The 22,913-nt window shown below is 57.9% G+C and carries 23 protein-coding genes; 9 read left to right on the plus strand and 14 right to left on the minus strand.

Annotation, left to right across the window (positions count from 1 at the left end; translation table 11 throughout):
• Positions 1-183 precede the first annotated feature (183 nt).
• The 3 genes from pspG to AC6I8F_RS17735 all read right to left on the minus strand — a co-directional run bounded on the left by pspG (position 184) and on the right by AC6I8F_RS17735 (position 2,993).
• Positions 184-450 (minus strand): envelope stress response protein PspG, encoded by a 267-nt coding sequence (gene pspG, locus AC6I8F_RS17725; protein WP_058770016.1) that lies wholly within the window; start codon positions 448-450, stop codon positions 184-186.
• A 209-nt stretch (positions 451-659) separates the two neighbouring features.
• On the minus strand, positions 660-1,655 hold the full coding sequence (gene dusA / locus AC6I8F_RS17730; protein WP_498028307.1) for a tRNA dihydrouridine(20/20a) synthase DusA: 996 nt from the start codon (positions 1,653-1,655) through the stop codon (positions 660-662).
• Between the two features lie 90 nt (positions 1,656-1,745).
• Entirely contained in the window at positions 1,746-2,993 is a 1,248-nt protein-coding gene (locus tag AC6I8F_RS17735) for a conjugal transfer protein TraF (protein WP_058780893.1), read from the minus strand.
• A gap of 448 nt (positions 2,994-3,441) precedes the next feature.
• Between AC6I8F_RS17735 and zur the strand changes: the two genes are divergently transcribed.
• Complete coding sequence (gene zur, locus AC6I8F_RS17740) at positions 3,442-3,963, plus strand: zinc uptake transcriptional repressor Zur (RefSeq protein WP_058774937.1); 522 nt, start codon at positions 3,442-3,444, stop codon at positions 3,961-3,963.
• Between the two features lie 70 nt (positions 3,964-4,033).
• Here zur and AC6I8F_RS17745 read toward each other — a convergent pair whose 3' ends face one another.
• From AC6I8F_RS17745 to AC6I8F_RS17760, 4 genes are all read right to left on the minus strand, one after another.
• On the minus strand, positions 4,034-4,246 hold the full coding sequence (locus AC6I8F_RS17745; protein ID WP_021507857.1) for a CsbD family protein: 213 nt from the start codon (positions 4,244-4,246) through the stop codon (positions 4,034-4,036).
• A 159-nt stretch (positions 4,247-4,405) separates the two neighbouring features.
• Positions 4,406-5,731, minus strand: coding sequence for an MATE family efflux transporter DinF (gene dinF / locus AC6I8F_RS17750; protein ID WP_088515746.1), 1,326 nt, complete (start codon positions 5,729-5,731; stop codon positions 4,406-4,408).
• Between the two features lie 128 nt (positions 5,732-5,859).
• Positions 5,860-6,474: a transcriptional repressor LexA gene (lexA, locus tag AC6I8F_RS17755; RefSeq protein ID WP_498028308.1), complete on the minus strand. Its 615-nt coding sequence runs from the start codon at positions 6,472-6,474 to the stop codon at positions 5,860-5,862.
• 105 nt (positions 6,475-6,579) lie between these two features.
• On the minus strand, positions 6,580-6,948 hold the full coding sequence (locus AC6I8F_RS17760; protein ID WP_498028309.1) for a diacylglycerol kinase: 369 nt from the start codon (positions 6,946-6,948) through the stop codon (positions 6,580-6,582).
• Between the two features lie 125 nt (positions 6,949-7,073).
• On the opposite strand from AC6I8F_RS17760, the gene plsB reads away from it, so the two are divergent.
• Positions 7,074-9,497 carry a glycerol-3-phosphate 1-O-acyltransferase PlsB gene (gene plsB / locus AC6I8F_RS17765; RefSeq protein ID WP_031279763.1) on the plus strand — a complete coding sequence of 808 codons (2,424 nt, stop codon included), beginning with the start codon at positions 7,074-7,076 and terminating at the stop codon, positions 9,495-9,497.
• 135 nt (positions 9,498-9,632) lie between these two features.
• On the opposite strand, the gene ubiA is transcribed toward plsB, so the two are convergent.
• The 4 genes from ubiA to AC6I8F_RS17785 form a co-directional block, all read right to left on the minus strand.
• Entirely contained in the window at positions 9,633-10,499 is an 867-nt protein-coding gene (ubiA, locus tag AC6I8F_RS17770; RefSeq protein WP_176428066.1) for a 4-hydroxybenzoate octaprenyltransferase, read from the minus strand.
• Between the two features lie 24 nt (positions 10,500-10,523).
• Positions 10,524-11,042, minus strand: coding sequence for a chorismate lyase (gene ubiC, locus AC6I8F_RS17775; RefSeq protein ID WP_010616617.1), 519 nt, complete (start codon positions 11,040-11,042; stop codon positions 10,524-10,526).
• Positions 11,043-11,134: 92 nt separating this feature from the next.
• Positions 11,135-11,545 (minus strand): phosphate-starvation-inducible protein PsiE, encoded by a 411-nt coding sequence (gene psiE / locus AC6I8F_RS17780; RefSeq protein WP_010616618.1) that lies wholly within the window; start codon positions 11,543-11,545, stop codon positions 11,135-11,137.
• A 70-nt stretch (positions 11,546-11,615) separates the two neighbouring features.
• A complete protein-coding gene (locus AC6I8F_RS17785) occupies positions 11,616-12,314 on the minus strand; it encodes a UTRA domain-containing protein (protein ID WP_498028310.1) in 699 nt (232 codons plus the stop codon).
• Positions 12,315-12,538: 224 nt separating this feature from the next.
• Between AC6I8F_RS17785 and AC6I8F_RS17790 the strand changes: the two genes are divergently transcribed.
• The 6 genes from AC6I8F_RS17790 (at position 12,539) to AC6I8F_RS17815 (ending at position 18,918) form a co-directional block, all read left to right on the plus strand.
• Complete coding sequence (locus AC6I8F_RS17790; protein ID WP_058774938.1) at positions 12,539-13,600, plus strand: ABC transporter substrate-binding protein; 1,062 nt, start codon at positions 12,539-12,541, stop codon at positions 13,598-13,600.
• 141 nt (positions 13,601-13,741) lie between these two features.
• Positions 13,742-14,551 (plus strand): alkaline phosphatase family protein, encoded by an 810-nt coding sequence (locus AC6I8F_RS17795; protein ID WP_058770008.1) that lies wholly within the window; start codon positions 13,742-13,744, stop codon positions 14,549-14,551.
• Positions 14,551-15,402 (plus strand): ABC transporter permease, encoded by an 852-nt coding sequence (locus tag AC6I8F_RS17800; RefSeq protein ID WP_021507865.1) that lies wholly within the window; start codon positions 14,551-14,553, stop codon positions 15,400-15,402. Before AC6I8F_RS17795 ends, AC6I8F_RS17800 begins: the two co-directional genes overlap by 1 nt.
• Position 15,403: 1 nt before the next feature.
• Entirely contained in the window at positions 15,404-16,189 is a 786-nt protein-coding gene (locus AC6I8F_RS17805) for an ABC transporter permease (RefSeq protein WP_058757571.1), read from the plus strand.
• 2 nt (positions 16,190-16,191) lie between these two features.
• Positions 16,192-17,184 carry an ABC transporter ATP-binding protein gene (locus AC6I8F_RS17810; RefSeq protein WP_058770007.1) on the plus strand — a complete coding sequence of 331 codons (993 nt, stop codon included), beginning with the start codon at positions 16,192-16,194 and terminating at the stop codon, positions 17,182-17,184.
• Positions 17,185-17,292: 108 nt separating this feature from the next.
• On the plus strand, positions 17,293-18,918 hold the full coding sequence (locus AC6I8F_RS17815) for a Na/Pi cotransporter family protein (protein ID WP_031279764.1): 1,626 nt from the start codon (positions 17,293-17,295) through the stop codon (positions 18,916-18,918).
• Between the two features lie 78 nt (positions 18,919-18,996).
• Here the strand turns inward: AC6I8F_RS17815 and gntU are convergent, their stop codons facing one another.
• The 3 genes from gntU to gntR form a co-directional block, all read right to left on the minus strand.
• Positions 18,997-20,337 (minus strand): gluconate transporter, encoded by a 1,341-nt coding sequence (gene gntU / locus AC6I8F_RS17820; RefSeq protein WP_058757574.1) that lies wholly within the window; start codon positions 20,335-20,337, stop codon positions 18,997-18,999.
• A 2-nt stretch (positions 20,338-20,339) separates the two neighbouring features.
• A complete protein-coding gene (gene gntK / locus AC6I8F_RS17825; RefSeq protein WP_010615889.1) occupies positions 20,340-20,876 on the minus strand; it encodes a gluconokinase in 537 nt (178 codons plus the stop codon).
• A 141-nt stretch (positions 20,877-21,017) separates the two neighbouring features.
• Positions 21,018-22,013, minus strand: a complete 996-nt coding sequence (gene gntR, locus AC6I8F_RS17830; protein WP_021507996.1) for a gluconate operon transcriptional repressor GntR — start codon at positions 22,011-22,013, stop codon at positions 21,018-21,020.
• Between the two features lie 347 nt (positions 22,014-22,360).
• Between gntR and AC6I8F_RS17835 the strand changes: the two genes are divergently transcribed.
• Positions 22,361-22,864: a GNAT family N-acetyltransferase gene (locus AC6I8F_RS17835; protein WP_150360502.1), complete on the plus strand. Its 504-nt coding sequence runs from the start codon at positions 22,361-22,363 to the stop codon at positions 22,862-22,864.
• Positions 22,865-22,913: the final 49 nt, after the last annotated feature.

The raw sequence follows: 22,913 nt of genomic DNA on the forward strand, positions 1-22,913 counted from the left end.
ATGATGAAGGGCTTCCCGAAGGAAGCCCTTTTCTTTCTTTTTTATAGTTCGCGCTGGTGTAGGGACAGCGGCGATGAATTCGTCTGAATTTCTTTACCTATCCTGACAGAAAACATAAGTAAAAAATATGTTTAATTGCGAATTCGTACTAAGCAATCACCAACTCTGTGATCGTAACCGCATTTAGCGCCAGCTTCTCTTCTCTAAGTCGCTGATTTTCCTTTTCAGCCGGTTAAGTTTCACTTCTCCCTGCGGCGTGGTAAATGCGCGATACAGCCACACGGCGACCACCGCCAGCACCAGCCACGGCAACAATTTTATAACAAGCGCAAACAGCCCGCCCAGAAACATCACCACGGTGGCCACCAGCAGCGCGGCGATCACGCCCAGCAGCGATACGCCTGTCAGCAGCAGCATCATAAAAAAGCCGATAACGAATAATATTTCCACGAGCGCTCTCCTGTATCAGTAATGCAGAAGGTATTACAAGATACGTGCCAGGTCGTAACGATCGCTAAGTCATTGATTTATTGCTTTGATGCAGGGCAGAGGGGACGTTGATTTGGTGAAATTGACTAACTGGTGGTGAATTAAAAACCGCACGATGAAACCGTGCGGTTCAAACCGTCCTGCCAGCCTGACCAGGCCGGCTCGCGGGATCAGGCTTCCTGCACAATGCGGTCGGCCACCAGCGCCAGCGCCGCTTCCAGCACGCGGACGTCGGCGCCCGGTTTGTGGGCATTTTCGCTCAGGTGACGGCGCCACTGGCGCGCGCCGGGAATGCCCTGGAACAGGCCCAGCATGTGGCGCGTAATGTGTCCCAGATAGGTGCCCTGTGCCAGTTCGGCTTCGATGTAAGGGTACATGGAACGCACCACGGCGACCGGATCGGCCACCGGTGTCTCGCGGCCAAACAGCTGGCGATCAACCTGCGCCAGAATGCCGGGATTTTGATAGGCCTCGCGCCCCATCATCACGCCGTCCAGGTGCTGCAGATGCGCTTTGGCCTCATCGAGCGTTTTGATGCCGCCGTTGATCGCGATGGTCAGCGCCGGGAAATCCCGCTTCAGCTGATACACGCGCGGATAATCAAGCGGTGGAACTTCACGGTTCTCTTTCGGGCTGAGACCCGACAGCCACGCTTTACGCGCATGAATAATGAACGTATCACAACCGCCCTGCTGCGCCACGGTGCCGACAAAATCGCACAGGAAGGCGTAGCTATCCTGGTCGTCAATACCGATGCGGGTTTTCACCGTGACCGGAATGCTGACCACATCGCGCATCGCTTTGATACAGTCCGCGACCAGTGCCGCCTCACCCATCAGGCACGCGCCAAAACGGCCATTCTGTACCCGATCGGACGGACAACCGACGTTCAGGTTGATCTCATCGTATCCGCGCGCTTCTGCCAGCTTTGCACAGGTTGCCAGCGCGGCCGGATCGCTACCGCCCAGCTGCAGCGCCAGCGGATGCTCCGCCTCGCTATAGGCCAGATAGTCGCCTTTGCCGTGGATGATGGCACCGGTGGTCACCATTTCGGTGTACAGCAGCGTGTCGCCGCTCAGCTGACGGTGAAAATAGCGACAGTGACGGTCGGTCCAGTCCAGCATTGGGGCGATGGAGAAACGTTGCGAAGAGAATGTATCGGTCATGAAACGCAGTAAATCCGCAGTTAAGTGATGAGAAACTGCGCAATGATATCACAGCTGTGACGGGCGACACAGCCGCCCGTCATCGTGTGGTCAGAAGTTAAACCCGAGCTGCACCATGGCGCCCCAGGTATTGTCTTTGCCGACCGAACCGGCCAGGTCCAGATGCACCGCATTGTTGAACGGCGACACGCCGAGACCGGCCGTAAACACATCGGTGTCATTCGACTTCATATCCGCGCGATAGCCGGCACGCAGCGCCAGCCAGTCCAGCACGCGATATTCACCACCCACGCCAGCGTACTGACTGCTCTCCTGCGATTTAAAACGTTTGGTTTCCGTCAGATCAACATCGCCGGTCAGGGTAAAGGGTCCGCGATTCCACGCCAGGCCGGTGGTTACCAGTGGGCGAATCTGATACGTATCGCGATAGCCGTTAACCTCTTTGGTGTCGATATCGCGCGAGACCAGGTTCTGCCCGGTCACGCCGAAGGTCCAGTTCTCCGCGAAGTCGGTAGCGATACCGGCATCGACGTTGAAACCGGTATCGGTGCTGCGATAGCGGCTGTCGTTAATATCATTCTTGTCGTAGTTATAAACGCTGGCGGTGTAGTTATACAGCCAGGTTTTCTGCAGCTTTGGCGTGACGCCAACGGAGACCGGGTGACCGGCGATGGTGAACTCGTGCGCCATTGCGACGCCGTAATCGGTGATCAGGGCAGCCAGGCCGTTGGCACTGGAGCGCAGATTATTTTGGTCGCCCGGCAAGGGAATGCGGCCATTTGCGACCTGATCCAGATAATCGATATCGCTCTGTACCACGTTAGCGCGGATGTGCGCCGTGCCGTAGGCTTTGGTGATGAAGGCGAAAGGAAGGGTCTCGTTGGGAATGCTGACGGCTAACGCCACGCCTGCGGTGCCATTCGCTTTATCACCGCGCAGATCGCGCAGCTGATTGGCCATATCACCTGCCGCGGCTCTGACCTGAGGCGCGCCATTGATGATCTCCGGCAGCGTGATGTTGTTGATCACGTCACGATAGCGGTCCACCGTATCAGTAATTTCGTCTACGCGATCCACTAATTTGTCTTTGTCAGTAATCTGCACACCGGCTGAAGGAAAAATGATGCTGACGTTATCTTCAGGCTGCGCTTTGGTCATCAATGCCGGGTTAGCCAGCACTGCCGAGCTCCAGGTTGAGGAAGCGACACCAGTTCCCCCCATGGCATCGTTACGCGCATCGTACCAGGTGCCAGCAGCAAATGCTGATGAGGTAACAAATACCGCATTAAAACCAACAACATAAGCAATTTTCTTGCGTCTGAATAATGTCTTCACCATGAGTCTGCCATCACCTTTTAATTGTCGTGGACTGTCTCTACGACGGAATAGTTTATTAGCCCTATTCTGAACGCTGGCTAACGCTTTATTGCTGTGAATTGAAAGGAATTAGCATTGCTATTCGCAGAATTGGTCACGCCCGCACCATTCTGCTGTTGTTTTATGCAGAAATATGAACGTCAGCTAAATTGATGCCAGAAATTACTTAAAACCTTTTGAACCATAGCCACTAAGTCAGTGAGTTGCAAAGCAAAAAGATGGGTTAACCTGTGAGAAAAAACTCAGGAAGGAAAAGCATGGCTTAACAGAAGGAGGTACCAGGGCGTAACGCGTCAGATAAGTGGCTGAAAGCCGGACATTTCCTGGGTGATATAAGGTAAAAAAGCAATGGCAGCAGCGTAAAAGTTTGTGTGATAAAATAACATCACCCATCACCTGGAGAATGCTTATGCCAAACCTCACGCCCGAACAACTGCTCACGCAGGCTGAATCTCTGTGCCTTGACCGTGGCGTGCGCCTCACTACGCAGCGCGCAGAAGTGTTGCGCCTGATGGCGGAGCAGAACGGTTCCATTAGCGCTTACGATTTGCTGGACCAGCTGCGCATCAGTGAACCCCAGGCGAAACCACCGACTATTTATCGCGCGCTGGATTTCCTGCTGGAGCAGGGATTTATTCATCGGGTAGAGTCAAATAACAGTTATGTGGTGTGCCACCATTTCGACGAGCCGGCGCACACCTCGGTGATGCTGGTGTGCGACAACTGTGCCGCCGTCAGTGAGAAGCACGCGCACGGCGTGGAAAAGATCATTGCCGGGTTGGCCGATCAGGCGGGTTTTACCTTACGTCATAGCGTTATTGAGGCGCACGGCCTGTGTGAAAACTGTGCTGAAGTTGCTGCCTGCACGCAGCCGGGTAGCTGTCATCACGATCATGAAGTCGAAAGTAAGAAGAAGATGCGTAAAGGGTAACTGGCACGTCCGTGTGCCAGGCCGATCGTAACGATCAGCGGGTAGGAGCATCATCCTTAAAGCGGGAGACTTACCAGCGGTAATCTTTGTTTTGACTTTCCCAGTCTTTCAATTCACGTTCAGCTTCATCTTTGGCGTAACCGTAACGTTCCTGGATTTTACCCACCAGCTGATCGCGTTTCCCTTCGATCACGGTCAAATCGTCATCGGTCAACTTGCCCCATTTCTCTTTAAACTTCCCTTTAAACTGCTTCCAGTTTCCGCTCGCTTCGTCTTTGTTCATAACAATCCTCCACGTCTTCCTGAGTGAGATGGTGTATTTCTCATGTAATGCCGGAAATAACCATATAACGCGCTACTTATCTGCGCCGTTTGAGATAATTATAGTAGCCGCTTCGGATTGTGCACGGAATTACAGATTATTCTGGTGCCTGCGCTGCGCTTATGGCTGACTGAACCAGCTGTCACGCTGCCAGTGGCGGCGCCACATCCATCCCAGCGTCAGGCCACGCAGCGCCAGAAACACCGTGATCGCCAGCCATAAACCGTGATTCCCTAACCACGGCAGCGTCAGCAAAGTGATACCGAAACCGGCTGCTGCCATGATCATGCTGTTACGCATTTCGCGGCCGCGTGTCGCGCCGATGAACATACCGTCCAGCAGATAACACCAGACGCCGACCAGCGGTAAAATTACCTGCCACAGCAGAAAGCGATCGGCCATCTCACGCAGCGGCTGCAGCGAGGTAAGCAGCGCAACAATGTGCGGCCCGCTGAGCGCATAAATAAGCGCAAACAGCAGCGCAACGATACCCGCCTGGCGACAGGCGGCATGCCAGATCAGCAGCAGCCGGCTGCGATCTTTTGCCCCTACCGCTTCACCCGAGCAGGCTTCCACCGCGTAAGCAAAGCCGTCCAGCGCATAGGCAGTAAACGTCAGGAACATCAACAGCACCGCATTGACCGCAACCACATCCGGTCCGATGCGTGCACCCAGCAGGGTCAGCGAGGCAAAGCAGATCTGCAGCATGAGCGAGCGCAGCATGATGTCGCGATTAAGGCGAAATAACCGCGCCGCGTCACCGCGCCAGCTGTTTTTCAGCAGTTTGAAATCGATACCGCGCAGTTTCAGCACGCGCGCCACCATCCATAATCCCACTGCCAGCGTCACGTATTCGGCCAGCGCCGTGGCGGCGGCGGCACCGGCAACGCCCCAGTGCAGTTTCAGCACCAGCAGCAGATCGAGCAGGATGTTGACCAGGTTTCCGACAATCAGCAGAACCATCGGCGCACGCGCATACTGCACGCCCAGCAGCCAGCCGAGAATCACCAGGTTAGCCAGCGTAGCCGGTGCGCTCAGCCAGCGGATTTCAATGAAGATCTGCGCCTGCTGCTGGACTTCCGCGCTGCCGCCCATCAGCGTTGCCGCCAGGCTACTGGCAGGAGAACGCAGCAGCGCCAGCAGCAACCCGGCGGCCAGAGCGATCAGCAGCGGCTGCATCAGTGCGCGCGCCAGTGCCTGTTTATCGCCGGCCCCGAACGCCTGCGCGGTTAAACCGGTGGTGCTCATACGCAGAAACAGCAGCAGCATAAAGATGAAGCTGGTTGCCGTGGTGCCTACGGCCACGCCGCCGAGGTAGATCGGGCTATCAAGATGGCCAATCACGGCGGTATCGACCACGCCGAGCAGCGGCACGGTGATATTGGAGAGGATCATTGGCAACGCCAGTCGCCACAGCGCTTTATCAGAAGAGGAAAATAGCTGCATCAGCCCCATCCCGAGGGTTACGGTAGTCGGCCTGAGCGAGCGCCTTACGGGCCGGGAACAAAAGTATGATTAAAGCAGACTGCGGCCAGCGCGCGAGCGCCACCGCAGCGGGGGAGATCAACCGGGTTTCAGAGCCACTCGCCGTTGCGCACGATGCCTACGACCAGCCCTTCCACGGTCAGCGACTGTTCACGGGTATCCACGACAATCGGCTTGAAATCATTGTTTTCCGGCAGCAGCTGGACAATCGCGCCCTGCTTCTTCCAGCGTTTCACCGTGACTTCATCATCAATACGCGCAACCACCACCTGGCCATTGCGCACTTCCTGTGTTTTATGCACCGCGAGCAGATCGCCGTCCATAATGCCGATATCTTTCATCGACATACCGCTGACGCGCAGCAGGAAATCGGCAGAGGGTTTGAACAGGTTGGCGTCGACCTGATAGTGGGCTTCGATATGTTCCTGCGCCAGCAGCGGTTCACCGGCGGCGACGCGACCGATCAGTGGCAGCCCTTCACTCGCCTCTTCTTCCATCAGCAGGCGGATACCGCGCGATGCACCGGAGACGATTTCAATGACACCTTTACGCGCCAGCGCTTTCAGGTGCTCTTCAGCAGCGTTAGGCGAGCGGAAGCCCAGTTGCGAAGCAATTTCAGCACGCGTTGGCGGCATGCCGGTCTGATTAATATGGTCGCGAATCAGGTCATAGACCTGTTGCTGCCTGCTGGTTAACGCTTTCATCCCGCCCCCTGGTTGTTTATACAGTCGCTGTGAGTATATACAGGTATTGGCGAAATGAAAACCGAAACAGAGGGAAAAATCAGCGGCTTGATGAATGTGGAATGTTTATCGCAAATGCGACCAAAGCAGCGCGATCCAGACAAACAGAGCCAGTAAGATAGCCAGCAGTACCGCCGCCGAGCCCATGTCTTTGGCGCGTCCTGCCAGCGGATGGCGCTCCTGACCGATGCGGTCCACCACGGCTTCGATGGCACTGTTAAGGATCTCAACAATGACCACCAGCACCACCGAGCCAATCAGCAACACACGCGTGATGGCATCGACATCCAGCCAGCAGGCAATGGCAACCGCGACCAGTGCGGTAATCGCCTCCTGGCGAAAAGCGGCTTCATGCTGCCAGGCAGCGCGCAGCCCCTGCCAGGAATAACCGGCGGCTTTAATGATTCTCAGGAAACCGGTGACGTTATTTGCCATGTTGTGGAACCCTTAACTGTTTTTGACGTCAATGTCTGGGCGCGCGAGGTGGCACAGCCACAGATCTTCGCCGCACTTTCTGGTATGCTTGCCGCGCTTTGCTAACAAGAGGCTTCAAGTTGTCTATGTCAGGTTGGCGTAAACTCTATTACAAATTGTTGAATTTACCACTCTCTATTTTGGTAAAAAGTAAGGTCATTCCGACCGATCCGATCTCGGAACACGGTATCGATCCGACCCGTCCGGTGATGTATGTTTTGCCTTATGATTCAAAGGCGGACCTGCTCACGCTACGCGCACAGTGCCTGAAGCACGATCTGCCGGATCCGCTGGCGCCGCTGGAGATTGACGGCACCCTGCTGCCGCGCCACGTATTTATTCACGATGGGCCACGCGTCTTCCCCTATTTCGTGGCGAACCCGGAGTCGGTCAAGCTTTTCCATGACTACCTCGATCTGCACCGCAACAATGCGGCGCTGGACGTACAGATGCTGCCGGTTTCCGTGATGTTTGGCCGTGCGCCAGGCCGTGAAATTCAGGGCGAACCGACGCCACATCTGCGTATTCTTAACGGTATACAGAAGTTCTTTGCCATCCTGTGGCACGGTCGCGACAGCTTTGTCCGCTTCTCGCCCACGGTTTCGCTGCGTCAGATGGCCACCGAACACGGTACCGATCAGTCGATCGCGCAGAAACTGGCACGTGTCGCGCGCATTCATTTTGCCCGCCAGCGGCTGGCAGCCGTCGGCCCGCGTCTGCCGGCACGCCAGGATCTGTTCAACAAACTGCTGCAATCCAAAGCGATTGAGAAAGCGGTTGAAGACGAAGCGCGCAGCAAGAAAATTTCGCATGAAAAAGCGCAGCAGAACGCCATCGAAATGATGGAAGAAGTGGCGGCGGATTTCTCGTACGAAGCGATCCGCGTGACTGACCGTGTGATGGGCTGGCTGTGGAGTCGGCTCTATCAGGGCATTAACGTGCACGGCGGCGAACGCGTGCGCCAGCTGGCGCAGGATGGTCACGAAATTGTTTACGTGCCATGCCACCGCAGCCACATGGATTATCTGCTGCTGTCCTACGTGCTCTATCATCAGGGCCTGGTGCCGCCGCACATTGCTGCCGGTATCAATCTCAACTTCTGGCCAGCCGGACCGATTTTCCGTCGCCTCGGTGCCTTCTTTATTCGTCGTACCTTTAAAGGCAACAAGCTCTACTCCACGGTGTTCCGCGAGTATCTGGGCGAGCTGTTCAGCCGCGGCTATTCGGTTGAGTATTTTGTTGAGGGCGGGCGCTCACGTACTGGCCGTCTGCTCGACCCGAAAACCGGCACGCTGTCGATGACGTTACAGGCGCTGCTGCGCGGCGGCAGCCGTCCTATCACCTTTGTGCCGATCTACATCGGTTATGAGCACGTGATGGAAGTCGGCACTTATGCCAAAGAGCTGCGCGGTGCCGCGAAAGAGAAAGAGGGTTTCATGCAGATGGTGCGCGGCCTGCGCAAGCTGCGTAACCTCGGCCAGGGCTATGTGAACTTCGGTGAGCCGCTGTCGCTGGTTAACTATCTCAACAAGCAGGTACCCGAGTGGCGCGACGCGATTGACCCTATCGATCCTCAGCGTCCGGCGTGGATGACGCCGGTGGTGAACGATATCGCGGCACGTCTGATGGTGCGCATCAACGAAGCCGGCGCGGCCAACGCCATGAACCTGTGCGTGACCGCGCTGCTGGCATCGCGCCAGCGTTCGCTGACGCGTGAACAGCTGACGGAACAGCTGGAGTGCTACACCCAGCTGCTGCGCAATGTGCCGTACTCACCCGAGTCGACCGTGCCGGATCTCAGCGCTGAAGCGCTGCTCGATCACGCCATGGGCATGAACAAGTTCGAGACCGAGCAGGACAGTATTGGCGAGATCATTATTCTGCCGCGCGAGCAGGCGGTGCTGATGACCTACTATCGCAACAACATCCACCATATGCTGGTGATGCCGTCGCTGATTGCCGCTATCGTGCAGCAGCATCGGGAGATCAGCGAGGCGGAACTGCTGCGTCAGGTCAGCCTGGTTTATCCGATGCTGAAGAGCGAACTGTTCCTGCGCTGGGACAGTGCCGAACTGCCGGCCCTGCTGAATGCGCTCTGCGCCGAAATGGCGCGGCAGGGGCTGATCACCGTACAGGAAGGCCAGCTGAAAATGAGTGCGGCGCGTTACCGTACGCTGCAGCTGCTGGCGGCCGGGATTCGTGAAACGCTGCAGCGTTTCGCCATCACCTTCGCCATTCTCAGCGCCAAGCCGACCATTAACCGTGGCACGCTGGAGAAAGAGAGCCGCACGCTGGCTCAGCGTCTGTCAGTGCTGCACGGTATCAATGCGCCGGAGTTCTTTGATAAGGCGGTCTTTACCGCGCTGGTGCTGTCGCTGCGTGATGAAGGCTATATCAGTGATTCCGGTGATGCGGATGCTGAACGTACCAATATGATGTGGCAGATGCTGGCCGAACTGGTCACCAGCGATGTCCGTCTGACCATTGAGAGTGCCGTGGCGCACGACTAATGGACGACTGGAAACCGCGGCGCATCTGTCACACGCCAGATTGCGCCGCGGTTTTCGTTGTCAGAATTCAGACGCGGAAAGAACGCGCTTCCCACTGCGGCGACCGACGCACCGCCGGGGTTAATCACCCCACCATCAAAACAGCGCGACAAACGGCTGGGTATTGAGCAGCACGCCAATAAACAGCACCAGGCCAACGTAGTTGTTGTTGAGGAATGCCTGGAAGCACAGCTCACGTTCACGCCCGGCAATCAGTTTCTGCTGATGCACAAACAGCCCGCCCGCCAGCAGCAGCGACCAGTAAAACGCACCGTTCAGATGCAGTAAAATGCCCACCAGCGCCATCAGGCCCAGCGCGGCCAGCTGTAACAGCCCGATAATCAGCTTGTCGTAACGCCCAAACAGAATCGCCGTCGATTTCACGCCAATCTTCAGATCGTCGTCGCGGTCAACCATGGCGTACTGGGTGTCATAAGCCACCGTCCAGCAAATATTGGCGAGAAACACCAGCCAGCAGACAAAGGGTAAGGACTCACTAACCGCCGCCCAGCCCATCGGAATCGCCCAGCCAAACGCTGCGCCCAGCACCACCTGCGGCAGATGGGTATAGCGCTTCATAAAGGGATAAACCCACGCCAGCGCCAGCCCGCCAAATGACAGCAGAATGGTCATGCGGTTCATAGTCAGCACCAGCAGGAACGCCAGCAGACCGAGGCCGGCGAACAGCAGCTTCGCCTCTTTCTCCGTTACCGCGCCGCTGGCTAACGGTCGCGCGGCGGTGCGTTTCACGTGGCCGTCGACGTTACGGTCGGCATAATCGTTGATCACGCAGCCCGCCGCACGCATCACAAACACGCCGAGGACGAACACCACCAGCACCGACAGCGGCGGAATCGCCATGCCGGATAGCCACAGCGCCCACAGTGTCGGCCACAGCAGCAGCAGCGTGCCAATCGGTTTATCAATACGCATCAGGCGACTATAGGCCTGCCATTTGCTCATGGTTAAAGTCTTTTGCACGGGGCATTATCCTTGCTTCAGCGCGCGGTACAGCGGCGACGCCGGTAAAAACAGTTCAGTTAACAGCAGCGGTTTGCCGGACAGGCGCAGCCGCGAGCGGCGTCCCCACAGGTCATCAATCTGGCCCGGATCGATAAAATCGCGGCTCAGCGTCGAGGAGGAAAACAGGTAGCGTCCCAGTGGCCGCGTGCCGAGATTTTGCAGCATCTGTTCCGGGCCGTTCAGCGTGCTCTCCGGCACCACGGTTCGGCCAATCAGCCAGGGTTCATTGTCACCGCACAGCACGATTTCACGCAGCCAGAAGCGCGTGTCGGCAGGCAGAAACGCCGCTTCCTGCGGCATCTCATCGGCGGTAATGAACGCTTCCCGCAGCAGTTGTACGGTAACCTGCTGGCAGTGCTGCTCAAAGCGGCGCGTCATTGAGTCTTCTTCCAGCAGCCAGTCAAGCAGCGGCGGTGAAAGTAACGGGGAAGAGGCTGGCAGCCAGTGCAGTGCGCGTAACTGGCGCAGCGCGTCATGCGACATCAGGACATCTCCGGTAAAAAAGTTGCCCTAGTGTAGCGCACCGCGCTCAGCGTGACACATCTGCTTGTGCCACGCTGGCGTCGCGGGAGGAATTACTCGCGTTTCAGGCGGTTACTGTTGGCCAGCCACAGCGTCACCACCAGAATCAAAATGGCCGCCGAGTAGCACAACGTATCGAAAGGATTTTTATGGTCGACAATGATCAGACGAATAATCGCCGTGATCCCGATATAGACGAAGTAGCGCAGCGGAAAGTGATAGCCGGACTGAAAGTACTTCACAATCAGCGCGATAAACTCGAAATAGAGAAAGTAGATCACAATGCCTTCGATCAGCAGATACGAGGACGCCTGCTCACCGGTACTGAACAGCACATTCGCCAGGTGAATGGTCTCTTTACCGAGAAACACCACCAGAATAACGGCCAGAATCACCAGGCCAATGTTCAGTACCCACTGTAATACCGAAGCAATAAGCTGCCCCGCCGCTGGTTTTGTTGTCATTATTTTGCGCCTCAGATGACGAGATTCTTCTGGCGCTATCATGCTGTAATGTGATCTAAATCACAATACATCACACCTCAACATCAACGCACAGCGCGTCATAACGCCAGTACTCGCAGTCGCAGTCAATCACCCGCTTATGCTGGTCACGGTTGATACGCGTAATCAGCAGGCCGGGCGTACCGCTCGCCACATTGAGTGCTGGCGCCGCCCGTGCCGGTAGCGGGCCGGGTACAATAGTAAATCGCGCACCGCCGTAATGAATGCCGTAGCGCTGGTCATACAGATCGGTCAGCGAGCGGGTGAGATCTTCACGCAGCAGACCGGGAAAGAAGGCCGGATTGAGGTAATGCTCGACGTACAGCACTGCGCGGCCATCTATGCGGCGCAGGCGGCGAATGCGGTACACCTGATCGCCTTCCAGCAGTTGCAGATGGCGCGCAATTGCCAGCTGCGCCGGCACCTTGCCCGCCTCCATCACCTCAGTGCTGGCAATGCGCCCCTGCTGCAGCGCCATGGCGTGAAAGTGGCTGTGATGTGCCGGGTTATAGATGAGGCGCGGCGGCGCAATAAACCAGCCGCGCCGTAGTTCGCGGTAGATGACGCCCTGCGCTTCCAGCAGGCCAAGCGCTTCACGCAGCGTGATGCGCGTGGTGGAATATTGTTCGCTCAACGCGCGCTCGGCCGGTAATCGTCTGGTGACAAACTCTCCGTTTTCAATCCGTTCGCATAGTGCGGCGGCGATCACATCTGCGGTTTTCGACGACATTTTTTAGCCTCATTTTGGGGCAAATCTGCACTATGACAGTTCGATGACTACAATGTGACAAGGCACATCCCACGCTTTAGCGCGCTGTAACCGCATGTGGAACGACGCGCCACATCCCATTTCAACACCCCGGTCATAAAACCTTCATCTATCCGGGCTACATTGGCTCGGTTCTTGCTGGACTAGACCACGACGACCCACAACTTACACCCGGAGCAACCGAGATGAAAGCGTTTATCTCTTCTGTAGTAGCCAGTGCCGTTCTGCTTGCGCTGCCCGCCGCGCATGCCGCCGATAATGATCTTGCCGCGCTGGAAAAAGCCGCACGCGCCGAAGGCCAGGTGAACAGCGTCGGTATGCCTGACACCTGGGCTAACTGGAAAGATACCTGGAACGATCTCAGCACCAAATACGGTCTCAAGCACAGTGATACCGATATGTCTTCGGCGCAGGAGCTGGCGAAGTTTGCCGCCGAGCAGGATAACGCCAGCGCCGATATCGGCGACGTGGGCGCCGCTTTCGGTCCGATTGCCGTCGCCAAAGGCGTGGCGCAACCCTACAAACCGACGCACTGGGATCAGATTCCGGCATGGGCGAAAGACGCCGATGGCAATTGGATGCTGGCCTACACCGGCACCATCGCTTTCCTGATCGACAAGCAGCAGGTGAAAGACGCCCCGCACAGCTGGGCCGATCTGAAAAAAGGTAAGTATGTGGTCACTATCGGCGACGTCGGCACGGCAGCTCAGGCGGCAAACGGCGTCCTCGCCGCCAGCTATGCGCTGGGCGGTGACGAGAAGAACATCAAGCCGGCGCTGGCGTTCTTTGGCGAGCTGGCGAAACAGGGCCGCCTTGGCGTGACCGATCCGGTGATCGCCAACATCGAAAAAGGTGAGATTCAGGTCGCCGTGGTGTGGGACTTCAACGGCCTGAACTACCGCGATCAGATTGATAAAAATCGCTACGAAGTGGTGATTCCGTCGGACGGGTCCGTGACTTCTGGCTACACCACCATTATCAACAAATACGCCCGCCACCCGAACGCGGCGAAGCTGGCGCGTGAATACATTCTGTCGGATGAGGGCCAGATCAACCTGGCGAAAGGCTATGCGCGCCCGATTCGCGCCGAGCATTTAACGCTGCCAGCAGACGTGCAGGCCAAACTGCTGCCGCAGTCGGAATATAAAAATGCCCGTCCGATCAAAGATCAGGCTGCCTGGGATAAGACCTCAAAACTGCTGCCGCGCCTCTGGCAGGAGAATGTGGTTATTAACATGAAACAGTAATGCAGACGTTCTGCCAGTCGCACATACCGTAGCGGCGCGATGTATCGCGCATCCGTTTTCCGGCAATGCGCAATACATTGCGCCGGTACCTATCACCAATTTTTACAGGGTGCGCATTCATGCGCACCTGAGGGAGCGGGGATGAAAACAATCCTGGTGGTACTCGATGGGCTGAGTAATCAGGTGGCGCAGCACGCCATGGGCTATCTGTTTGCCGAATGCAAACAGGGCAACGGCCACTATTACACGCTGACCTGCGAATTGCCGTCGCTGTCGCGTCCGCTGTACGAATGCATTCTGACCGGCATTCCGCCGGTGCGCAGCGGCATCATTCACAACGGCGTCAATCGCCTGAGCAATCAGCGCAGTATCTTCCACTACGCGCGCGACGCCGGACTCACTACCGCCGCTGCCGCTTATCACTGGGTGAGCGAACTGTATAACCGCTCGCCGTTCAACGCCGCGCGCGATCGCCACACTAACGCGCCCGACCTGCCGATCCAGTACGGCCATTTCTACTGGGACGACGGTTACCCCGACTCGCATCTGTTCGAGGATGCCGAAAGCCTGCGCCTGCAGCACGATCCCGATTTCCTGCTGATTCACCCAATGAACATCGACGATGCCGGGCACAAGCACAGCCTGTCATCACCGCAGTACCGTAACCGGGCACGAATGGCGGATGGCTATCTGTCGCAGTGGATGCCCGGCTGGCTGGCCGCCGGTTATCAGGTGATTGTCACCGCCGATCACGGCATGAACGACGATCGCTCGCACGGCGGTATTCTGCCGGAAGAGACGCAGGTGCCGCTGTTTGTTTTTGGCCGCGGCTTCTCGCTGCAGCCCGACCTGGAGCCGCAGCAAACCGACCTGTGCGGCACCGTCTGCACCCTGCTCGGCGTCCCGCACGACAAACCGCTGTGTCGCGGTCTGCTGGCGGAGCCGCGCTGATGAAGGGCAAAACCCTGGCCTCGCTGCTGCTGCTGCCGTTCGTGCTGTTCTGGATCGCCTTCCAGCTCGCGCCGCTGCTGTGGATTGCCATCAACAGCTTCTGGAGCGATATCAATGAGCGCTGGGGCATCGACAACTACAGCGATATCCTCACTTCACCGTTCTACCTGCAGGCTTTTCGCCTGTCGCTGGATATTTCGCTGTGGTCGAGCGTTTACGGCCTGCTGATCGCGCTGCTTGCCGGTTATTCGCTGCACAAGCTCGGCACCGGGCGTTTTCAGCGCTTTTTGCTGTCGTTCACCAATATGACCAGCAACTTCGCCGGCGTGCCGCTGGCCTTCGCCTTTGTCATCCTGCTCGGACTGAACGGCTGCCTGACGCTGCTGCTGCGCCACTACGGCTGGCTGGACAGCTTTAAGCTGTTTTCGCGCGACGGCATGGTGCTGGTTTACACCTGGTTCCAGATTCCGCTCGGTATTCTGCTGCTCTACCCGGCGTTTGACGGGCTGCGGAAAGACTGGGAAGAGTCGGCGGCACTGCTCGGTGCCAGCCGCTGGCGCTACTGGTGGCACATCGGCCTGCCGATTCTGTTTCCGGCACTGCTCGGCACCTTTGTAATTTTGCTGGCCAACGCGCTGGGCGCCTACGCCACCATTTACGCGCTGACCACCGGCAACTTCAACGTGGTGCCGGTGCGCATCGCCGCGCTGGTATCAGGCGATATCTCGCTCGATCCCAATACCGGCGGCGCGCTGGCGATGCTGCTGGTGCTGATTATGGCGCTGATTACCGTGGTGCAGCAGTATCTGGTGCGTCGCAGCTATCTGCATGCCCGCGTACAGGAGTCCTGACATGTCTCGCGTCGAAAAACTCTACCATCGCCTGATTGTCTGGCTGCTGCTGATCGTGCTCGCCGCACCGCTGCTGGCGACGCTGCTGTACGGCATCTCCAGCGAGTGGAGCGATACCATTCTGCCGCAGGGCTTTACCCTGAAGTGGCTGACGCAGTTGTGGAGCGATCCGCGCTTCCTCACCGCGCTCGGTCATTCGCTGCTGATCTGCGTGGGTGCGCTGCTGTTCTCCCTGCTGCTGGTGCTGCCTGCGATGTTTGTAATCGCTTACTACTATCCAAAACTGGACGCGGTGATGAACGTGCTGATTCTGATGCCGTTTGCCGTGCCGCCGGTAGTCTCGTCGGTCGGGCTGCTGCAGCTCTACTCCTCGGGCCCGCTGATGCTGACCGGCACGCCATGGATTCTCATCGGCTGTTACTTCACCATTGCGTTGCCGTTTATCTACCGCGCCATTGCCAACAACATGCAGGCCATCAACCTGAAAGAGCTGATTGACGCGGCTCATCTGCTGGGCGCCAGCACCTGGCAGGCAGCCCTGTTTGTGGTGCTGCCAAATCTGCGCAAAGGGGTGTTTATTGCCGTGCTGCTCTCCTTCTCCTTTCTGATTGGTGAGTTTGTCTTTGCTAACCTGCTGGTCGGCACCCGCTATGAAACGCTGCAGGTTTATCTCTACAACATGCGCAACGGCAGCGGGCATTTCACCAGCGCGCTGGTGATCTCTTATTTTGCGGTTGTCCTGCTGGTCACCTGGCTGGCCAATGCCCTCAATCCTGAACGAGGCTGACCATGAGTTACCTGAACGTTACCCAACTGAATAAAAGCTACGGCCCGACCACCATTTTTGAAAACATCGATTTCAGCGCCGACGAAGGTGAGTTTGTCACCCTGCTCGGCCCGAGCGGCTGCGGCAAGTCAACACTGCTGCGCTGCATCGCCGGCCTGACCGATGTCGACAGCGGCACCATTCTGCTGCAGGGCCAGGATCTGGTGCCGCTGCCGCCGCAGAAACGTACCATTGGCATGGTGTTCCAGAGCTATGCGCTGTTTCCCAATATGACGGTAGAGAAGAACGTCGCCTTTGGCCTGAAGATGCAGAAACTGGCCGCCGGCGAGATTCAGCAACGCGTGATGGAAGCGCTGGCGCTGGTGGAGCTGACCGACTTCGCGCGCCGCTATCCGCACCAGCTGTCGGGTGGTCAGTGTCAACGCGTGGCGCTGGCGCGTTCGCTGGTGACGCGGCCGCGTCTGCTGCTGCTGGATGAACCGCTGTCGGCGCTGGACGCCCGCATTCGCCGCCATCTGCGCGAGCAGATTCGCCACATTCAGCAGGAGCTGAAGCTAACCACCATTTTTGTCACCCACGATCAGGAAGAGGCGCTGACGCTGTCGGACCGTATTGTGCTGATGAACCGCGGTCGCATTGTGCAAAACGGCAACGCGGAAACGCTCTATACCCAGCCGGTGGATCTGTTCGCCGCGGGCTTTATTGGCAACTACAACCTGCTGAGTGCCGAACAGGCAACGCAGCTGACCGGTCAGCCGTTCAGCAGCCAGGTGGCGATTCGTCCGGAATCCATCCAGCTGTGCGCACCGCAGGCAGGCATCGCGGCCACCATTCTCAGCCATAGCCTGCTCGGGAACGTGATCCGCTATCGCGTGCTGGCGAATCAGGTCGAGTTGTCGGTGGATGTGCTCAACCGCAGCGTGGCAGATTTACACCCCGCCGGCATGCAGATTGGACTACAGTTAGAGATGTCGACGTTGCGCCAGGTCGCTTAAATTAAACGAAAAATTGGCAACGCAGCGCGACGCAGGTATTTATCGGCTGTGCTTATCGCCAGGCAGGCAGCCGCCTGTTTTCTGCCTGGCGCATAGGAGCCTTTATTCGTGCTAACCCTGCTTAACCTTCTCTCCGCCGTCGCCCTGCTGGTATGGGGCACCCACATTGTCCGCACCGGCGTGATGCGCGTGTACGGTGCCGATCTGCGTCGCGTGTTAAGCCGCAGCGTGGAAAAAAAACCGATGGCGTTTCTTGCCGGGATTGGCGTTACCGCGCTGGTGCAGAGCAGTAACGCCACCACGTTATTAGTCACCTCGTTTGTGGCGCAGAATCTGGTCAGCCTGACGCCCGCGCTGGTGGTGGTGCTGGGAGCCGACGTCGGTACCGCCATCATGGCGCGCATCCTGACCTTCGATCTCTCCTGGCTGTCGCCGCTGTTTATCTTTTTTGGCGTGGTATTTTTCCTCAGCCGCAAACAGACGCGCGCCGGCCAGATCGGACGCGCGGCCATCGGCCTCGGGCTGATTCTGCTGGCGCTGCAGCTGATTGTCGCCGCCGCCAAACCCATTACGCAGGCCGCTGGCGTACAGGTGCTGTTCTCGACGCTGACCGGCGATATCATGCTGGATGCGCTGATTGGCGCGGTTTTCGCCATCATCAGCTACTCCAGCCTGGCTGCGGTGCTGATTACCGCCACGCTGACCGCCACCGGCGTTATCTCGTTCAAAGTGGCGCTGTGTCTGGTGATTGGCGCTAACCTCGGCAGCGGCTTGCTGGCAATGATCAACGCCAGCGGATCCAATGCTGCCGGCAAGCGGGTGGCGCTCGGCAGCCTGTTGTTCAAGCTGATTGGCAGCATCGTTATTTTGCCGTTTGTCGATTACATCGCCGATCTGCTGGATAAGCTGCCGGTTAACGATGAAGAGATGGTGATCTTCTTCCACGTGTTCTACAACCTGGTGCGCTGTCTGGTGATGGTGCCGTTTGCCGAACCAATGGCGCGCCTGTGCCGCCGCATGATCGCCGACGATGCGGAAAACCAGACCCATCTCAAACCTAAACACCTCGACAGCAGCGCGCTGGATACCCCGGCGCTGGCGCTGGCCAACGCGGCGCGGGAGACGCTGCGCATTGGCGATGTGGTGGAGCAGATGCTGGAGAGCTTCAACAAGGTGGTGATGGGCGAACTGCGCGAGGAGCGCGCAGTGCGGCGGCTGGATGATGATGTGGATGTGCTGTACACCGCCATTAAGCTCTATCTGGCGCGCATGCCGAAGGAGGATCTGGCGGAAGAGGATTCACGCCGCTGGGCCGAGGTGATTGAGATGGCGCTGAATCTGGAGCAGGCAGGCGACATTATCGAACGCATGAGCGCCGACGTAGCGGACAAGTCGCTGCAGGCGCGCCGGGCGTTTTCGCCGGAAGGGCTGGAAGAGCTGAATTCGCTGCAGGAGCAGGTGTTAAGCAACCTGCGCCTGAGCCTGTCGGTGTTTCTGTCGCACGACGTCACCAGCGCGAAGCGCCTGCGCCGTGCCAAGCACCGTTTCCGCATCCTGATTCGCCGTTATTCCCACGCCCACGTCGAGCGCCTGCACCGGCAGAATGTGCAAAGCATCGAAACCAGTTCGCTGCATTTAGGTTTGCTGGGAGATATGAAGCGCCTGAATTCGCTGTTCTGCGCGGTGGCGTACACCGTGCTGGACCAGCCGGACGATGAGCGCGAGGTGGATTAATTTTAAGGTCGCCATGAATGGCGACCCTGTAAAACCGACCGCCCGTTGTAGGGTGCGCATTCATGCGCACCAGGCAATTTACGACAACAAACTAAACGCGATCATCCCGACGATAGCGCCGGTGGTGCCGAGAATCGTCTCCATCAGCGTCCAGGTCTTCAGCGTCTCGCCTTCGGTGGCACCGGTGAAGCGGCCGAACAGCCAGAAACCGGCATCGTTGACGTGGCTGATAATAATCGAGCCGCCGCCGATGCAGATCGACAGCGCCGCCAGCTGCGCACCGCTGTAATGCAACGGTTCAATCACCGGCATCACCAGCCCGACGGTGGTTAAACAGGCCACCGTGGCCGAGCCCTGAATCACCCGAATCGCGCCGGAGAGAATAAAACAGGCCAGCGCAATCGGCATGCCGGCACCGGTCAGCGCGTGGCCCAGCACCGGGCCAACGCCGGAATCCACCAGCACCTGCTTGAACACGCCGCCCGCGCCAATCACCAGCAGGATAATCCCCGCCGGCTGCAGCGCACTGCCGCATACCTGCATCACCTTCTCTTTATCCATGCCCTGACGGTAAGCCAGGCCGTAAATCGCCACCAGCAGCGCCAGCAGGATGGCGGTAAACGGATGGCCGATAAACTCCAGCCACGCATACAGACGTGTATCCGGTGTGGTAAAGCGCGCGCCGATGGTTTTCAGCCCGACCAGCAGCAGCGGGAACAGAATCAGCGACAGGCTAAAGCCAAACGACGGCAGCTGGCCCTCGCTGACGTCCGGCTGATGATCTTCCGGCGGCGCGCTGAACGTCACATGGCGCGCAATCAGGTTGCCGAACAGCGGACCGGCAATCAGCATGCCGGGAATCGCCGCGCACAGCCCCAGCAGGATCATCCAGCCAAAGTCAGCGTGCATCTGCGCCGCCAGCAGCATCGGTGCCGGTCCGGGCAGCAAAAAGGCCGCCGCGGCGGCGACGCCGGCAAACAGCGGGATCACCAGTTTGACCAGATTATCGTGGGTGCGGCGTGCCACCGCGAAGGCGATGCTGATCAACAACACTACGGCCACTTCAAAGAACAGCGGCAGCGCACAGATCAGCCCGGCAATGCCCATCGCATAGTGCGCGCGCCGCTCGCCAAAGGTTTTCAGCATGCGAATGGCGATCTGATCGACCGCACCGGTTTCATGCAGAATTTTGCCGAACATGGCGCCCAGCGCCACCACAATGGCGAGAAAGCCGAGCGTGCCGCCCATGCCTTTTTGCATGGTCTCGGCAATTTTATCCAGCGGCATACCGGAGAACAGACCGGCACCCATCGATACTAACATCAGGGCGACAAAGGCGTGCATCCGCGCTTTCATCACCAAAAACAGCAGCAGCAGGACAGAGCCTGCTGCGGTTAACACCAGCGTTGCGGTACTCATGACTAGCCCTTGTTGATTGCGCCCTCGATGGTCGCAACCGTGGCCGCAACTACCTCATCCAGTGAGTGATTGATATCGACAACCAGCACATCCGGCTCGTCGGCACCCGGTTCCTGCAGGGTTTCAAACTGTGTCACCAGCATCTGCGGTTTGAAGAAGTGGCCTTTGCGCGCCTTGAGACGAGACTCAATGGTGGCAAAATCGCCCTTCAGATAGATGAATTTCAGGTTGTGATTGCCCTGACGCAGGATGTCGCGATAGGACTTTTTGAGCGCTGAACAGACGATGATCGAGATCGCCTGGGTGCGCTGCATCGCGAACGCCGCATCATTCAGCGCCTGCAGCCACGGCTGGCGATCGTCGTCGTTCAGCGGATGGCCTTCCGCCATTTTGGTGATGTTGCTGCGCGGATGCAGGAAATCACCATCCAGAAATGCGGTGCTGAGCTGATGAGACACCTGATTGGCGACGGCAGACTTTCCGCTGCCGGAAACACCCATCAGGATAAAGACGTGGTGCGATGGAGATGGCGTGGTCATGGTTTTGCGCTCCGGCAGTTGGTGCTGCCAATGTTACCGATAACAATTTTGATTGCCATTGTCCGAGCGCGCTCAGACGCTGGCAACCCTTGTCAGGCGGAAAAGCACGAAAGTGTGAACTGACTCAAAAAATCGCCAAAATCAGATGCTGCCACCTTCGGCAATCTCAAAACCGACATCCAGCGGCGCGGTCACGCTGCGATCGCCGCCAATCCGCGCCAGCAGCATGGCGGCTGATTCACGCCCCATGCGTTCGCGTGGCGTCAGCACCGTAGCCAGCCGCGGATTGACCACCTGCGTGATGTCGTGGCCGTGAAAGCCGGCGATCGCCATCTGCTCCGGCACGCGCAACCCCTGGCGCTGGCACTCAAACATCGCGCCTACCGCCAGGTCATCATTGGTACAGAACAGGCTGTCAGTGTGCGGATAGCGCTTCTGCGCCTCGCGCAGCAGCTGAGCACCGGCGCTGAAGGAGGAGGCATCTTCCATCATGACGCTGTGCGGCGTCAGCCCGGCTTCGCGCATCGCCTGTTCGTAGCCCTGCTGCTTTTGCAGCGTACGCTCATCGAGGCGCGCGCCCAGATAGACGGTGTGACGATGGCCTTTCCTGAGGATAGCATGCGTCATCTGCCGCGCCGCCTCGACGTTGTCGAAGCCCACGGCCATATCAAGACACGGCGTGACGCAATCCATCATTTCGATCACCGGAATGCCTGCCACTTCCAGCATGCGCAGCGTGCCCGGCGTATGGGAACGTTCGGTAAGGATCACGCCATCAATGTTCCAGCCCAGCAGCGAACGCAGCTGCAGCTCCTCTTTGTGCGGGTTATAGCCGAAGTGCGCCACCAGCGTCTGATAGCCCGCCTCATCGGTCACGGTTTCGATGCCGCGCAGCACGTCGGCAAATACCTGGTTGGTGAGCGAGGGCAGCAGCACGCCAATCGCGCGGCTGGTGGCGTTAGAGAGCATGTCGGGCGCACGGTTGGGGATATAGCCGAGTTCATCCAGCGCCACGGCGATTTTGTCGCGCAGCGCCGCAGAGACCTGATCGGGGTTCCGCAGGTAGCGGCTGACGGTCATTTTTGTGATGCCGACGCGATCGGCAACATCCTGTAATACCGGTCTTTTCTTCTTCATCGTGTGCGCCTGAGGTCAGAGATACGCTGAGTTTATCATTTTTTTGTCATGTTATGCCGTTGCGGCCACGGAAGGAGAAGAGGGATAAAGTGCTGAGGACGGCGTTCACCTGACGCGCAGGCAAAAAAAAAGCCAGCACCCGAGCTGGCTAAGAAACACTGGAAGCAATGTGAGCAATGTCGTGCTTACCCGGTTTGTCAGGAGACGCAGCCGGATTGGCGTTGACAATAATAATCATTATCATTCGCGTCTGTAAAGCCCTTTCCCGATTTTTTTACCGTTGACGTTGCGCGCGAATTCCCTGATGTTAAAGGGGATTTCATTCACTGAGTGCAAGGAGCTGCTTTATGAGTCAGGTTACTGTTCGTCACGCAACGCCCGAAGATGCCGCCGTTCTGACGCGTATCTATAGCCAGCCGGAAACTCAGGCGGGCACGCTGCATCTGCCGTATCAGTCACCGTCACTCTGGCAGGAGCGGCTCGCGAATCCCCGTCCCCATGTCACCATGCTGGTGGCCTGTATTGACGGGCAGGTTGTCGGTCAGCTGACGCTGGAAGTTATGGCGGTGGCACGCCGCCGTCACTGCGCCACTATCGGCATGGGCGTTGATCCGGCATTCCATCGGCGCGGCGTGGGTAAAGCGCTGATGGCGGCGATGGTGGATCTGTGCGATAACTGGCTGCAGGTCACGCGGATTGAACTGACGGTGTTTGCGGATAACCACCAGGCCATGGGTTTGTATCAGCAGTTTGGTTTTGAGATTGAAGGTACCGCCAGAGGTTTCGCGGTCCGCGACGGCCAGATGATCGATACGCACTACATGTCGCGTCTGAAAGGGAATGCGCGATGAATCGCGCCGCTACCGGCCGGTGCACGGTGAGGTAGCGGCGCAATTTATT

This window comes from gamma proteobacterium symbiont of Axiagastus rosmarus, from assembly GCF_059730925.1.

Bases quoted from the DNA above. Each gene is read 5' to 3' on its own strand.
- dusA (WP_498028307.1), bottom strand. From the start codon at position 1,655: ATGACCGATACATTCTCTTCGCAACGTTTCTCCATCGCCCCAATGCTG.
- AC6I8F_RS17735 (WP_058780893.1), bottom strand. From the start codon at position 2,993: ATGGTGAAGACATTATTCAGACGCAAGAAAATTGCTTATGTTGTTGGT.
- zur (WP_058774937.1), top strand. From the start codon at position 3,442: ATGCCAAACCTCACGCCCGAACAACTGCTCACGCAGGCTGAATCTCTG.
- AC6I8F_RS17745 (WP_021507857.1), bottom strand. From the start codon at position 4,246: ATGAACAAAGACGAAGCGAGCGGAAACTGGAAGCAGTTTAAAGGGAAG.
- dinF (WP_088515746.1), bottom strand. From the start codon at position 5,731: ATGCAGCTATTTTCCTCTTCTGATAAAGCGCTGTGGCGACTGGCGTTG.
- lexA (WP_498028308.1), bottom strand. From the start codon at position 6,474: ATGAAAGCGTTAACCAGCAGGCAGCAACAGGTCTATGACCTGATTCGC.
- AC6I8F_RS17760 (WP_498028309.1), bottom strand. From the start codon at position 6,948: ATGGCAAATAACGTCACCGGTTTCCTGAGAATCATTAAAGCCGCCGGT.
- plsB (WP_031279763.1), top strand. From the start codon at position 7,074: ATGTCAGGTTGGCGTAAACTCTATTACAAATTGTTGAATTTACCACTC.
- ubiA (WP_176428066.1), bottom strand. From the start codon at position 10,499: ATGAGCAAATGGCAGGCCTATAGTCGCCTGATGCGTATTGATAAACCG.
- ubiC (WP_010616617.1), bottom strand. From the start codon at position 11,042: ATGTCGCATGACGCGCTGCGCCAGTTACGCGCACTGCACTGGCTGCCA.
- psiE (WP_010616618.1), bottom strand. From the start codon at position 11,545: ATGACAACAAAACCAGCGGCGGGGCAGCTTATTGCTTCGGTATTACAG.
- AC6I8F_RS17785 (WP_498028310.1), bottom strand. From the start codon at position 12,314: ATGTCGTCGAAAACCGCAGATGTGATCGCCGCCGCACTATGCGAACGG.
- AC6I8F_RS17790 (WP_058774938.1), top strand. From the start codon at position 12,539: ATGAAAGCGTTTATCTCTTCTGTAGTAGCCAGTGCCGTTCTGCTTGCG.
- AC6I8F_RS17795 (WP_058770008.1), top strand. From the start codon at position 13,742: ATGAAAACAATCCTGGTGGTACTCGATGGGCTGAGTAATCAGGTGGCG.
- AC6I8F_RS17800 (WP_021507865.1), top strand. From the start codon at position 14,551: ATGAAGGGCAAAACCCTGGCCTCGCTGCTGCTGCTGCCGTTCGTGCTG.
- AC6I8F_RS17805 (WP_058757571.1), top strand. From the start codon at position 15,404: ATGTCTCGCGTCGAAAAACTCTACCATCGCCTGATTGTCTGGCTGCTG.
- AC6I8F_RS17810 (WP_058770007.1), top strand. From the start codon at position 16,192: ATGAGTTACCTGAACGTTACCCAACTGAATAAAAGCTACGGCCCGACC.
- gntU (WP_058757574.1), bottom strand. From the start codon at position 20,337: ATGAGTACCGCAACGCTGGTGTTAACCGCAGCAGGCTCTGTCCTGCTG.
- gntK (WP_010615889.1), bottom strand. From the start codon at position 20,876: ATGACCACGCCATCTCCATCGCACCACGTCTTTATCCTGATGGGTGTT.
- gntR (WP_021507996.1), bottom strand. From the start codon at position 22,013: ATGAAGAAGAAAAGACCGGTATTACAGGATGTTGCCGATCGCGTCGGC.
- AC6I8F_RS17835 (WP_150360502.1), top strand. From the start codon at position 22,361: ATGAGTCAGGTTACTGTTCGTCACGCAACGCCCGAAGATGCCGCCGTT.